The following is a 13,012-nucleotide window of genomic DNA, read 5'->3' as shown; positions in this document are numbered from 1 at the left end:
AAACTTTATTGTGGCAAAGTTTGGTTGAGTTCAAGATAAGCACCATCAGCATCAAAGAACTGACATCCTAATACCCGAATAGGCGGCGCACCGGGGATGCGAGGCGGATAGACCGAGACTTTGGGTTCCACCACCATTCGCACGCCAGGAGCCGTCTTGGCAGCATCACAAGCCTTTTGCGCGTCAGCCACCGCTGCAACCATGATATGGCTGCCCGGTCCCAATACTTCGGGTTGTTTGACCTTTGGGTGATCGGGCTGATCCGTGTATTGAATGAGGCCGATCCAGCCGATCCAAGGATCATTGGCGTTCAACAACACCAATCGAATTGGCCGTGGTGGCCCGCCTTGAGCAAAGGCCGGACTAGAAACATTCATGCGCTCATCATAATTGACCCGCATGCCTAAACCATCGCGATAGAGTTTCAGCGATGTTTCCATATCTCGCACAATGATGGTGGTGCGGCGGATATCTATGGGCACACGCTCAACTGGCGTAGCAATCTTGGTAGGGTCTTTGGCTGGTTCAGCGCTCTGGCCAGACGGCGCAGCTTGTTGCGCTACTGCGAAGCCCAGCCCCAATCCAGCTGCTAGGACGCCTGAAAGAAAGAGTGCCTTCACTGACTGAAACATGGTCACCGCCCCTCATAGGATATATCTTTTGTTTAGAAGTTGCGGGACCAGATGCAAGCTCAAATCAGCTTTTCAGGATTTTGGTCTAGGAAATGCTTGTTTAAGCAACAACGCCAAGGCGGCGCAGTGCATCTTGACCTAAGGCGGTCTGGCGATTGTAGTAGGCCACGCCAGCCGTGCTGCCACCTGCTTTTTGGGCTGCGTTAGCAGCATTTTGTTTGCGCAATTCGACTTGTGTTGGGTCGCTGGAGATTTCCCGATAGCCAATACGCAGGCGTCTGAGAACGCCGTCAAAGGAATCTGCCAAAGCCTTCGCTTTGGTCTTGTCCGAGACATCGCCCTCTAACGGCATTTCCAAGGCAATAATGGGGGGTGGATCCGAAACGGATTTAGTGCCAGGCTTTTTAGGCGCAGGCCGTGGAATAGCTACACCCGGTTCAAGGCCCAACTGGGTTAGCGCGTCGGCAACCCCATCCGTGGCCTTCAATTCAATCCGGTCGCCTGCTTTTGGCGTGATGACCAAGCTCTCAATACCTTTGAGCGAACGGGCCTCAGCCGTTCCATCGCGCATCAGGACGCGGTTTAGCTTCGCCGCCAAAGTCCGCATAGTCTCGCCCTGCGCGATCGTGATCTTCTTCTCGCTACCGCCATTCACCATGACGCTAAACTGGTCGCCTGTGCGAAGTCCAGTGCGGTCGGTCAAGGCATCAGAAATGCCAAAGCTAAGGGTCCCTTGCGGAATACCCATGGAATCGAGACTTTGGGAAACGGATGGGGCGAGGGCAATGGAAATCGGCGCATCAGCCAATTGTGGTGCCGCGCGACTAAACGCCTGCACGCCGGTATCCGCATCAAGGCCGACGATAGAGCTTTCGCGTGCCGTGCTTGCAGGGGTGGAGCCATCGGCAGGCGTCACGGTGACGGTCTCAGTCGCATAGGCCACCTGATCGCCAGCAGCAGTGAGTGCGCGGATTGACTCACCCGCTGATTGGGCTTGGAACATTACGGTTTCGGAACTTATGTCCATGGCGACTAATTTGTTTGCCGTTGCATCGGTGGCCGTACGCCCCGCTAAGAATAATCGGCCACTCGAGTCAGAAGCCACCATCGTTACGGCGCTTAAATTGCTAGCAGCAAGGTTATTGGTCGCGCCGCTGGCTGCACCGGTCAAAGCATCAAATTTGCCCATGCGCGCGCCGCCGCTCTCATTCCAGACCGCAACCGCCTGCCCATTGGCGAGCGCTAAGCCCGCTGGCGTGTCGTCGCCTGTCGTGCCTAAGGTCTGTGTAAAACGAACAGAGCCGGATGTATCAAAAGCCTGCAGATAGACGTCTTTCCCGCCTAAAGCAGTAGCCCCGCCATAACTATTGGTTGTTGTTCCCATGACAAAGACGCTGCCGTCCGCGCCAACTTGCACATGGGTTGCATTGTCGCTGCCGGTGGCACCTTGTTGGTGATACCACTTGTCTCGGCCTTCAGAGTCAAAGGCTGCAACAAAGGAATCAAGTCCGTTGCCTGTTGTGCTGGTTGCGGTATCGGCACGACCGTTGACGGCACCAGCAACGGCCAAAGTTCCATCCGCTCCAATAGCCAAAGAGAAGCCTTGAGCTGGAGCCGCTGACCCTAAAGCCCGCGTCCATACAATCTGGCCCGTTGTGTCGTATTTCATCAAAACGACGTCGCTCTTGTCTTTGGGCGTTTGGCCATTCACTTTGCCTGTCGCATCGGCAATCACATAGAGCGAGCCATCAGAGCCCACCACCGAAGCACGTGCGCCAACGGTGGAACCTTTGACGGCTGAGATGTCCGAGGTGAAGGAAGCCAAATTATCGGTGCCTTCGAGGCTAGTCATTTTGCTCACCACGCTTTGGGTGGCTTTATCTACCGTCTTGCCGCCGGCGACATAGAGGGCTGGCTTGGTGTCCCCTGCAGCGGCTTCAAAAGAAAGCGTTTCGAAGGATGTGGTGGCGATCCGCAGCCGTTGTTGGACGGTTGCCGTCCCGCCCTTGGTTGCGGCCGGGATGGTGGTTTCAACACGTGAAAACCGGCTCTCAAACCCTGCAGCTTCGAGCTTACTGTTTATGAAATTCGTCACATTGCCGATATTGCGATCGGTCGTGCCCATTTCGGACAGATTGATATCGAAGTTCGTCGTGACCCCTTCTTTGGTCACTTTTAAAGAGAAACGACGGTCTCCTAGGAAGCCTTCTGGGATTGCGGTCAGTTCGCCAGTGACCAGCGGCTTTGTGTCATATTGCAAGAGGCCCTTGGGAATGCCTTCGCCTTCGTGCCGCGTTAGTCGACGACCGCCGATTAAATAGGCTCCATCGAGCTTGGTCGCATTGATATGATCGTTAAGTTCTTCGATCCCTTTGGTGATGCGATCCTGAAGGCGCTTGCGAGTCTCAGCGCTAACCCCGTCCTTGGCAGCAGCATCGGCCAGAGCTTGCAACTTCTGAACACCGTTATGGATGATAAACAGGCTTTTGTCGTTTGGGTCCGTAACTGCGGAGCCTGCACCTGACCCCAGACTGGTATTTACCAATCGGCTGGCGCGCAGCGCATCGGTTGCTAATTGGGAGAGTGTCGGTGGCCTAGCCCGTGAATCCCAAGGCGCCATCCGCGCAATCTGACGCTGGGTTGGTGGTCCAGTCGGGGTAGCGGAGGCGGTGTTGGTGAGGGCCGACAAGTCAATAGATTGCACCGACGAGTTGGAAAACCCGCCTGAATTCAACAGACTAATGAGGTTGGCATTGATGGCCACCGATCAGCTTCCCTAACTTGCCACACGAATTCCTAATTTTGTGAGCATTTATAAGAACTTAGAATGGCCCAAAAAGGTTGCAATGGCCTTAATTTTTCGGATGTGTTTTGGGTTGAAAGGGGGCCGCAGCCCAGCGATTAAAGATCGCATCTAATCGGGCAACAGGTCCCAATTTCGCTTGTATTTGAGAATAATTCGCATATACTAATCCTATGCCCCATTCACAACCAACCCATGGTCTTGAAGCTGGTGCGCAACTGGCGCTTCACGCCATGCGTCGCGCGGCTGGACCGTCGGTGTTCCGCTGCCCGGTCACGGCAGAACGGGTTGAGACTGCGCGTGCCGCCATGCGGAAACTGGCTAGCCTGCTATTGGTCTCCGGTCGGAAGCTACGTCTTGGCGAGTTGGGAAGCCTTGAGCCATCGCCAGATGAGCGGACGCTCTTAAACGCTTTGGCCGCTGCCCAGGCAGACGATGGAGACGCGCTAGTGGCAGCGCTGCGTTGGTTGGCGGGCTTCGAGCCCGGCCCGGAAATGACCGAGACCACAAAGATTGCGGCACTTGCCTTTGCCGAGGCCGGCTGGAAGTGGGGCGCGACCCAGAGCCCTAGAGCACCCGAGCCGCCTTTTGGGATCAGTCCGGTTCGGGCCGTTAGCTAACTCGAACCAAACATTTTCAATAATTTAGTTGACGATAATGCCCTTGGGCGGACTATCGTTTTGCCCAGTAAAGCCATTGAAACTCAACTCATCGCTGCCGTGTTGAGCAGTCACGACGACAGTTTCTCCGTCCTTGATCGCGCCTGACAGAATGAGGCGAGCTAGAGGGTCTTGCACATCCTTTTGGATGACCCGCTTTAAGGGCCGCGCGCCATAAGCAGGTTCATAGCCTTTGTCTGCCAACCAGGTTTTCGCGGCATCATCCAGCGTGATTTTGATGTCGCGGGAAGCCAAAAGTGCCTCCAAACGCCGCAATTGGATCGGTACAATCCGGTCCATCTCAGCCCGGCCCAACCGTCGGAACAAGATAATCTCGTCAATCCGATTAATGAATTCAGGGCGGAAATTGCCGCGCACAGCTTCCATCACCATCGGCCGCACGAGCTCAACATCTTCTCCATCATTCTGTTCCGCGAGATACTGGCTACCCAGATTGGACGTCATGACAAGGATGACATTTTTGAAGTCCACCGTCCGGCCTTGGCCGTCGGTTAGGCGGCCATCATCCAGCACTTGCAAGAGGACGTTGAACACATCTGGGTGCGCCTTTTCGACTTCATCAAACAGCACAACTTGATAGGGTCTGCGCCGCACGGCCTCGGTTAAAGCCCCGCCTTCATCATAGCCCACATAGCCCGGAGGGGCGCCAATCAAGCGGCTGACGGAGTGTTTCTCCATGTATTCCGACATATCGATGCGTGTGACCGCACTATCATCGTCAAACAAGAACTCCGCTAAAGCCTTTGTAAGCTCGGTCTTGCCGACCCCGGTGGGGCCGAGGAAGAGGAAAGAGCCAATCGGTTTGTTGGGGTCTTGCAGGCCTGCGCGCGATCGACGAACCGCATCAGAAACGGCCTCAAGCGCCTCTTCCTGACCAACCACGCGAGCGCGCAAGGAGTCTTCCATTGCTAGCAGTTTCTCGCGCTCGCCCTCCAGCATGCGTTCTACGGGCACACCCGTCCAGCGGGCCACGACAGCGGCAATTTGCTCAGCATCGACCACTTCATGCACCATGCTTTCGCCGCTAGTCTCTGCCTCTTTCAAGGCCTTCTCCAGATTGGGAATGGTGCCATATTGAAGTTCACCTGCTTTGGCGTAATCGCCCCGGCGGGTCGCATCGGCCAGTTCGAGATTGAGCTTTTCGAGCTCCTCTTTCAATTTGGTGGAATCGGCCAGCTTGGCTTTTTCGAGCCGCCAAGTTTCGCTCATATCGTCGGACTTGGCCTGCAGCGTTTCGATCTCGTCCTCCAACCGCTCTAGCCGTTCGATGGATGCAGGATCTTTTTCTTTGCCTAGCGCAGAGGCTTCAATCCGCAATTGCATGAGCCTGCGGTCGATTTCATCCAATTCTTCAGGCTTACTATCGACTTGCATGCGCAAGCGGGCCGATGCTTCATCCATTAAGTCGATGGCTTTGTCCGGCAAAAAGCGATCGGCGATATAACGTTTCGACAATGTCGCGGCGGCTACAATCGCAGCATCTGAGATGCGAACCCCATGATGGACTTCGTATTTTTCCTTCAAACCGCGCAGAATCGAGATGGTGTCTTCAACGCTAGGCTCGTCAACAAATACAGGTTGGAATCGACGGGCAAGGGCAGGGTCCTTTTCAACATGCTTGCGGTACTCATCCAGCGTCGTTGCCCCGATGCAGCGCAATTGGCCGCGAGATAGGGCCGGCTTCAACAGATTGGACGCGTCCATCGAACCTTCGGATTTGCCAGCCCCTACAAGGGTGTGCATCTCATCAATGAATAGGACGATGCCACCATTTGCAGCTTCAACTTCGCTCAAGACGGCTTTGAGGCGTTCCTCAAACTCCCCGCGGAACTTAGCGCCTGCGATCAAGGCACCCATATCCAAGCTCATGAGCTTTTTGTTTTTCAGGCTCTCAGGAACGTCGCCATTGACCATGCGCAAAGCCAAGCCTTCCGCAATGGCCGTCTTGCCGACGCCGGGCTCGCCGATCACGACTGGATTATTCTTGGTACGCCGAGACAAAACTTGCACGCAACGGCGGATTTCATCATCGCGACCGATGACTGGGTCGAGCTTTCCGTCGCGCGCAGCTTGGGTTAAATCGCGCGCATACTTCTTCAGCGCCTCATAATTATCATCTGCATTGGCGGTGTTGGCAGTTCGGCCGCTGCGCATCATGCCGATAGCGGAGTTTAGCGAGGTCGGGGTTACACCCGCCGCCTTCAGCGCTTCAGCCGCTTTGGTTGTGCGAGCAGTTGAGATGGCCAAAAGGAGCCATTCAGCGGCAACGAAACTGTCGCCCGCCTTACCGGCGGCATCTTCAGCACCCTGCAAAATCCGGGCGGTCTCCGGTGGCATATAGATTTTGTCTTCGCCGCCTTCGACAACTGGTAGGCCCGCTACTGCGACATCGGTGGCCAATTTGGCTTCATCGGGCCGCCCACCGGCAGACCGGATCAAGCCAGCCGCCAGTTGTTTGTCGTCATCGAGTAACGCCTTTAGCAAATGTTCCGGCGTGAAATATTGGTGCTTGCGCTTGATCGCTTCCATTTGCCCGGCTTGGACAATGGCGCGGGCGCGTTCGGTGAATTTATCTAGGTTCATCGTTGCAAAGCCTAAAGTTAAAAACAGGGGAGACCTAGAAACTAGGATCGTTGCCCCTTCAGTTAGGTGTGGCCTTTCAGCAACACAAGGGGTCGGGCAAACTCAATTTACAACGCGTTTCTTCGCCCTTTTCCTTGGGCTCTGTATGCTTCTTAGATAAGCAATTAGGCCTTCGATTTGATCGGGCTCAAACTGGAACTCAGGCATGGGGCCGTGGCCTACTAGAATGCCTTCGCTGAAGGCTTCTGCCAGATTATCAAGCGGATAACGTTGCGCCAAAGTAGCAAAGCGTGGCGCCTTCGGATTTGGGCTCTGGCCTTTCTTGCCAATCGCATGGCAAGTCGCGCAATGGGTTTCTGCCAAAGTGCGACCGACATCAAAAGAGCGACTTGGCGCAGATAGGTCAGCGGCATAAACAGGCGCCATTAGGCTGCCAATCAAACAAATGCTCACGCCCAGTCGTGCCAACATGGCTGTGTCCCTCGTGTCTGTCATGATGCAGTTCTCACCCGCGAAACTTCCCACCTTTGACAGCTTATGTCTACGCTGGTTCATCGAAGTTATCGGCTAGGCAGCAAGGGTGGCAAAACGGTCAAAATACTGTCATCCTGCGGACATCGCTACGTGCAAGCCTAACCTTACTGCCCTGTTTCACTTTTACGAAAAGCCCCGATGTCTGTAAGTTTGCCTGAACGCAACGCCCCGAATTGGCCTGCTGTTGCCACCATTCTGGGGGTGCTATTCGTTACCTGTGGTGCGATCTATGGGTTCAGCCAGAACGTGATGCTTACGCTTACAGGCGCGCTTGGTGTAGGACTGGCAATCGCAATCGGCTGGTGGTTAGGCGCAAAAGCCGCAAAAGGCCCACCCGAAGTGCAAAGCCCCGAAAAACAAGGGACTGACGCCGCAGTTACCAGCCCTAACGCAGGGAGAGAAGGTCCTGGAGCAACCTTGGTATTAGGCGCTGTCCGGTTTGCCCGCGCTGCCATCGAAGCAACCCCCAATCCAGTCCTAATTGTCGATGCCGCCGGACGTTTGGTCGGAACCAACCAAGCTGCGCGCGACCGCTTCTCGATTGATGCTGTCCAAGTGCGGTTTAGCGCCGTGATTCGGCGACCAAATTTGGTGGACGCAGTGAGCGACGTGTTCAAAACGGGCGTGACCCGGACTTTGTCTATTGAAAGTCGTGTGCCAGTTGATCGCTATGAACGTGTCTCGATTGCCGCTTTTGAGGCAGATCAAGAGCGTTTTGTCCTTTTGTCGATCCAAGATGAGACTGAAGCCCGCATGTCCGAGCGCATGCGAGCCGACTTCTTGGCAAACGCCAGCCACGAATTGCGCACGCCTCTGGCGGGGATCATCGGCTTTATTGAAACCCTGCGTGGCCCGGCCAGGGAAGATGCGGTTGCCCGCGACCGGTTTTTAGAAATCATGCACTTGCAAGCAGATCGGATGAGTCGCTTGATCTCAGACTTGCTAAGTTTGTCGCGGATTGAGCTTAATGAGCACGTCGCCCCAACCGCTCGGTCTGACTTTGCTGCCGCTGTGCAGGAAATTGTCGAAAGCTTGCCGCCGGATAAGCAGAAGCGCATTAAGTTCAAAGCAAGCGATGATCCTCTTTGGGTGATTGGGGATTGGGACGAAATTCAACAGATCGCTGCCAACCTCATTGATAATGCCCTCAAATATGGTGGCGCGCAGTCTGAAGTCCGCATCATCTTGTCCGCTTGGCTCGACCGTGAATCTGCATTGAGGTCAGGCATGCGCGAGTGGGACGGAGCATCGCGCTTGCCACTTACCAGTCCAGAGGTAGATCGGGAGCGGCTATATTGTACTTTGCGGGTTGAGGATTCAGGCCCTGGAATTGCCCGTCAACATTTGCCGCGGTTGTCAGAGCGCTTTTACCGCGTCGAAGAAACGGCTACGGGGAAAAGTGGCACGGGACTAGGCTTGGCAATCGTCAAACATATCGTTAATCGTCATCGCGGCGGATTGGTGGTGGAGAGCGAGCAAGGGCGAGGGACTGCTTTCTCTGTCTATCTACCGCAACCTCTAGAATTGGGTCCTGTACGGACAATTGCAGAAGTACAAGCAGGCTGACCGTGCCTAGCGCCGCTGGTGTCATCGAAGTGTCATAAAAATGTAATCTTGTCTTCTCAGCAAACCCTTAAGGGGCGGGGGAGAATTAGTGTCAGATTGTCTGGCAGGGGCGATGATTGTTCATGGATGCGTTCGCAGATGTGCCTGTTAGCCTGATTGCCGCAGCCATTGTGCTGGCATTTGGCACGTGGGCTTGGCAAACCGGCGCGACCAAAGCGCTGGTTCTGGCCAACGCTGGCCAAGGCCGCTTAAACTCCCTACCCGGTTATCATGGTTGGTACGCAGTCTTGTGGGTCGTCGGGCCTGCCTTAGCTCTCTTGTTGCTCCATGAGCTGATCGCCCCATCTGCAATCCGATCGCTTTTGTCCCATAGCCTCGCGCCGGAGGTGCTGGCCCTTCCGAAGGAGCGGCTGGACTTATTCTTTGCCGATGCCAGCAAAATAGCCTTCGGTGGGACCCCGAGCCAACGTACTCCGGATGTTTTGGCTGCAGCGGAAGCCATGCGCGCGATTTCCGCCAATCTCAATTTGGCCTTTGGCTTAGGCGCCCTAGCCCTTGCCGCCCTAGGCTTCTTTTTGTCGAGCTCGCATTTGGGGCGGGACTTCCGCGCCCGTAACGCGGTTGAGGTCTGCATTAAGGCCGGCATGATGGTGGCCTCAGCTATTGCTATTCTGACCACCCTTGGCATTGTTTTATCTTTACTTTTTGAGACGCTGAAGTTCTTTTCAAGTTACAGTCCGATCGACTTTTTGTTTGGCACACAATGGAGTCCGCAAGTTGCCATTCGGGCTGATCAGATCGGCCAGTCTGGTGCATTTGGGGCCGTGCCTTTGTTCGCTGGGACCGCGCTCATCATGGTGATTGCAATGGCGATTGCGATCCCAGTCGGCCTAGGCTCAGCCATTTATCTTTCTGAATATGCAAGTGCCCGGGCACGCGCTGTGGTGAAGCCGGTATTGGAATTACTCGCCGGCATCCCCACGGTGGTATTCGGCTTCTTTGCATTGTTGACCGTCGCCCCGATTATTCGGGCTATCGGGACTAGCATCGGACTCGATGTTTCAGCACAAAGCGCTTTAGCTGCGGGTTTGGTAATGGGGGTTATGATTATCCCCTTCATTTCGTCGCTATCGGACGATGTGATCAATGCGGTGCCCCAAGCCTTGCGTGACGGTTCTTATGCCATGGGCGCAACAAAATCGGAGACGATTGGGCGGGTCGTAATTCCTGCTGCGCTGCCTGGTATCGTTGGCTCTATTTTGTTGGCTGTTTCTAAAGCGCTGGGCGAGACGATGATCGTGACCATGGCGGCTGGTCAAAATGCCAACCTCACCCTAAACCCCTTAGACATGGTGACCACCGTGACGGTGCAAATCGTGACCTTGCTGACAGGGGACCAAGAATATGACAGCCCCAAGACCCATGCTGCGTTTGCGCTGGGCTTTGTTCTGTTCTTCGTGACCTTGATCCTCAACATCATCGCATTGCGCGTCGTTCAAAAATATCGAGACAAATATGAGTGACCCTGCTGCCCCATCTCGGACCGCTTTGCGGGACATCGTAAACAGTCAAATCAAGCGGCGGCATGCGGCTGAAACCCGATTCCGTTGGTTTGGCATCACCATGGTGGCAACTGCGATTGCGGCCTGCGGTCTTCTGTTGTTGTCGGTCATCTCCCAAGCGGTCCCAGCCTTAACGGAAAACCGCTTGCATCTGACGCTCAACGTCAGCGCAGAGAAAGCCGATCCCTTTGGCAAACGCGTGCCATCTGAAATTCGCGAGCATGGTAATTTCTATGGCTTGGTCCAAGATGCCTTGATTCAACGCTTCCCAACGGTTGAAGCAGACGGGAAACTGGACGATTTGTTTGATGTTGTGACGTCTCTGGCAGCCGTCCCCATCGGGCGCACTTTAGCTCAAGATCCAAGCTTGATTGGTAAAAGCTTGGATGTGGCCTTGCCTATCAATGATGATCTAGATCTGTTTTTGAAGGGTGCTTACGGGGAAACCCGGGTGAGCAAGGGGCAAGAACCTTTGACCGCGACCCTCATGACAGATGGCACCTACAGTTTAGGTGGTGGTCGGGCACCCTTTGCCAAGCCGGTTGCCAATCTGCGCGAAGATCTGGCCGTTGCTGCTAGTGAACTTGAAACGGCACTCGGCCTTAAGCGCCAGCGCTTGAGTATTGCGCAAACGCAAGTGGCTGCCTTGAAAACTCAGGTTGCAGAGCTGGAGGCTTCTAAAGGCGCGGGTTTAGCAGCCGCCAAAGCACTGGCCGATCAGGCCCAAACGCTTGTCGACAATCTCACTGGCGAAACGGAAGTCGATGCAGCCACGATTGCAGCGTATCGCGCCGCAGTTCAAGGTGAAGGTGGGGCAATCGAACTAAACGACGATAAGCCCAGTATTCTGGTCGAAGTTGGTGGCGCTACCTACAAGCTAACCCGAATCGCACCATCGGCTGCGCAAGGCGTTCTTTTGGTACGAGACAGCAAGCCCACATCCAGCCAAGCTTGGCGGACAGTCCAAATTGCCACGCCGCAGAACGGTCGGGCTGTGAATGATGAAGTAATTGCTTTTGGCCGTCAGTTACAGAGTGAAGGGGCCATTCGTCCAGCGCTTAACACAACTATCTTCACCAATTCAGACTCGAACGAGCCTGAATTGTCGGGTATTCTTTCCGCTCTTGTCGGGTCGATTTTAACGCTACTAGTAACTTTCTGCACCGCCGTGCCCATTGGGGTTGCGACCGCAGTCTATCTAGAGGAATTTGCGCCCAAGAACGCTCTAACAGACTTTATTGAGGTCAATATCAACAACCTAGCCGCCGTGCCCTCCATTGTGTTTGGTCTTTTGGGCTTTGCGGTTTTCTTGACCTTCTTCAATATGCCGCGCTCTGCCCCGATTGTAGGTGGCATTGTGCTGACCTTAATGAGCCTGCCCGTGATCATCATCGCCTCGCGGGCCGCTTTAAAAGCCGTGCCACCGTCTATACGGGAAGCGGCGCTTGGTGTTGGTGCTTCGAAAATGCAAGCGATCTTCCACCATGTGCTGCCATTGGCCATGCCTGGCATCATGACCGGTTCAATTCTCGCGATGGCCCACGCTTTGGGTGAAACGGCACCATTGCTGATGATCGGCATGGTGGCTTTCATCGCCGATGTGCCGACCAGCTTCACTGACTCCGCGACTGTTCTGCCCGTTGAGCTTTTCATGTGGGCCGGCCGTCCTGAACGAGCTTGGGAGCCACGCACGGCTGTGGCTATTCTGATCCTACTTCTCTTCATGATATTGATGAACGCTGTCGCAATCTTCCTGCGACGCAAGTTCGAGCGCAGGTGGTAAATCCATGAATACGTTCTCACAAAGCAGCTCTGAAGCTCATGGCGAAACCCATGCCGCGCACCTGCAACAATCGACGGGCATTCTGCCGGACATCAGTTCAAAAGTGCGCGCGCGTGACGTCAATGTCTTTTATGGCACCAAGCAAGCCTTGTTTGACGTGTCCTTGGATGTACCTGATGCATCAGTGACCGCCTTTATCGGCCCATCGGGCTGCGGGAAATCGACATTTTTGCGCTGCATCAATCGCATGAATGACACCATCGATTCCTGCAAAGTGACAGGCAGTATTCAAGTTGATGGTCGCGATGTGAATGACCGAGCGATTGATCCAGTTGTGCTTAGGGCGTCGGTTGGCATGGTGTTCCAGAAGCCCAATCCATTTCCGAAGACGATTTTCGAGAATGTAGCCTATGGCCCGCGTATCCATGGCATTGCCAATGACAAGCCAGGTCTAGAGCGCATTGTGGAGCAAAGCCTGCGCAAAGCGGGCCTTTGGGAGGAAGTGAAGGACCGTCTGCATCAGCCCGGGACGGGCTTGTCGGGTGGCCAGCAGCAGCGCTTGGTGATTGCCCGCGCCATTGCGGTCAATCCTGAAATCATTCTGATGGATGAGCCTTGCTCAGCCTTGGACCCCATCGCGACGGCCAAGATTGAGGAATTGATCGATGAATTGCGGCAGAATTTCTGCATTATCATCGTCACGCACTCTATGGCGCAGGCTGCCCGCGTCAGCCAGCGGACCGCCTTCTTCCATATGGGCAAACTGGTGGAGGCAGGCCCAACCGAAGAAATTTTCACCAACCCGCGCGACAGCCGAACGCAAGATTATATCACAGGCCGGTTTGGCTAAGACGTTTGCTCCCTAAACG

7 protein-coding genes and 2 pseudogenes are annotated in these 13,012 nt (G+C 54.9%); 5 read left to right on the top strand and 4 right to left on the bottom strand.

Annotated elements, in window-relative coordinates; genetic code table 11:
* Positions 1–5: 5 nt before the first annotated feature.
* Together ACIQ20_RS00475 and ACIQ20_RS00470 are read right to left on the bottom strand one after the other, a co-directional pair.
* Complete coding sequence (locus ACIQ20_RS00475) at positions 6–632, bottom strand: VOC family protein (protein WP_395776340.1); 627 nt, start codon at positions 630–632, stop codon at positions 6–8.
* 100 nt (positions 633–732) lie between these two features.
* The gene (locus tag ACIQ20_RS00470) at positions 733–3,396 is read right to left on the bottom strand and encodes a hypothetical protein (RefSeq protein ID WP_395776338.1); all 2,664 of its coding nucleotides are present in this window, start codon (positions 3,394–3,396) and stop codon (positions 733–735) included.
* A gap of 212 nt (positions 3,397–3,608) precedes the next feature.
* On the opposite strand from ACIQ20_RS00470, the gene ACIQ20_RS00465 reads away from it, so the two are divergent.
* Positions 3,609–4,055 carry a hypothetical protein gene (locus ACIQ20_RS00465; protein WP_395776336.1) on the top strand — a complete coding sequence of 149 codons (447 nt, stop codon included), beginning with the start codon at positions 3,609–3,611 and terminating at the stop codon, positions 4,053–4,055.
* Between the two features lie 24 nt (positions 4,056–4,079).
* Here ACIQ20_RS00465 and clpB read toward each other — a convergent pair whose 3' ends face one another.
* Together clpB and ACIQ20_RS00455 are read right to left on the bottom strand one after the other, a co-directional pair.
* Positions 4,080–6,698, bottom strand: a complete 2,619-nt coding sequence (gene clpB / locus ACIQ20_RS00460) for an ATP-dependent chaperone ClpB (RefSeq protein ID WP_395776334.1) — start codon at positions 6,696–6,698, stop codon at positions 4,080–4,082.
* A gap of 102 nt (positions 6,699–6,800) precedes the next feature.
* Positions 6,801–7,193 (bottom strand): cytochrome c, encoded by a 393-nt coding sequence (locus ACIQ20_RS00455; RefSeq protein WP_395776332.1) that lies wholly within the window; start codon positions 7,191–7,193, stop codon positions 6,801–6,803.
* A gap of 759 nt (positions 7,194–7,952) precedes the next feature.
* Here ACIQ20_RS00455 and ACIQ20_RS00450 point away from each other — a divergent pair.
* From ACIQ20_RS00450 to pstB, 4 genes and pseudogenes are all read left to right on the top strand, one after another.
* A pseudogene (locus ACIQ20_RS00450) lies at positions 7,953–8,798 on the top strand (sensor histidine kinase); the annotation flags it as partial.
* 122 nt (positions 8,799–8,920) lie between these two features.
* Positions 8,921–10,321, top strand: coding sequence for a phosphate ABC transporter permease subunit PstC (gene pstC / locus ACIQ20_RS00445; protein ID WP_395776330.1), 1,401 nt, complete (start codon positions 8,921–8,923; stop codon positions 10,319–10,321).
* Positions 10,314–12,143: a phosphate ABC transporter permease PstA gene (pstA, locus tag ACIQ20_RS00440; RefSeq protein ID WP_395776328.1), complete on the top strand. Its 1,830-nt coding sequence runs from the start codon at positions 10,314–10,316 to the stop codon at positions 12,141–12,143. The genes pstC and pstA overlap by 8 nt, the downstream gene beginning before the upstream one ends.
* Before the next feature lie 54 nt (positions 12,144–12,197).
* Positions 12,198–12,993, top strand: a pseudogene (gene pstB / locus ACIQ20_RS00435) (phosphate ABC transporter ATP-binding protein PstB); the annotation flags it as partial.
* Positions 12,994–13,012: the final 19 nt, after the last annotated feature.

Origin of the sequence: Aquidulcibacter sp. (genome assembly GCF_044346625.1) — a bacterium.
GTDB lineage: Bacteria > Pseudomonadota > Alphaproteobacteria > Caulobacterales > Aquidulcibacteraceae > Aquidulcibacter.
Note: the sequence above shows the minus strand (reverse complement) of the source record. Positions and strands in the feature narration are given on the sequence as shown.

Coding starts and splice junctions, on each gene's coding strand:
- ACIQ20_RS00475 (WP_395776340.1), bottom strand. CDS start 632: ATGTTTCAGTCAGTGAAGGCACTCTTTCTTTCAGGCGTCCTAGCAGCT.
- pstA (WP_395776328.1), top strand. CDS start 10,314: ATGAGTGACCCTGCTGCCCCATCTCGGACCGCTTTGCGGGACATCGTA.
- pstC (WP_395776330.1), top strand. CDS start 8,921: ATGGATGCGTTCGCAGATGTGCCTGTTAGCCTGATTGCCGCAGCCATT.
- ACIQ20_RS00455 (WP_395776332.1), bottom strand. CDS start 7,193: ATGACAGACACGAGGGACACAGCCATGTTGGCACGACTGGGCGTGAGC.
- clpB (WP_395776334.1), bottom strand. CDS start 6,698: ATGAACCTAGATAAATTCACCGAACGCGCCCGCGCCATTGTCCAAGCC.
- ACIQ20_RS00465 (WP_395776336.1), top strand. CDS start 3,609: ATGCCCCATTCACAACCAACCCATGGTCTTGAAGCTGGTGCGCAACTG.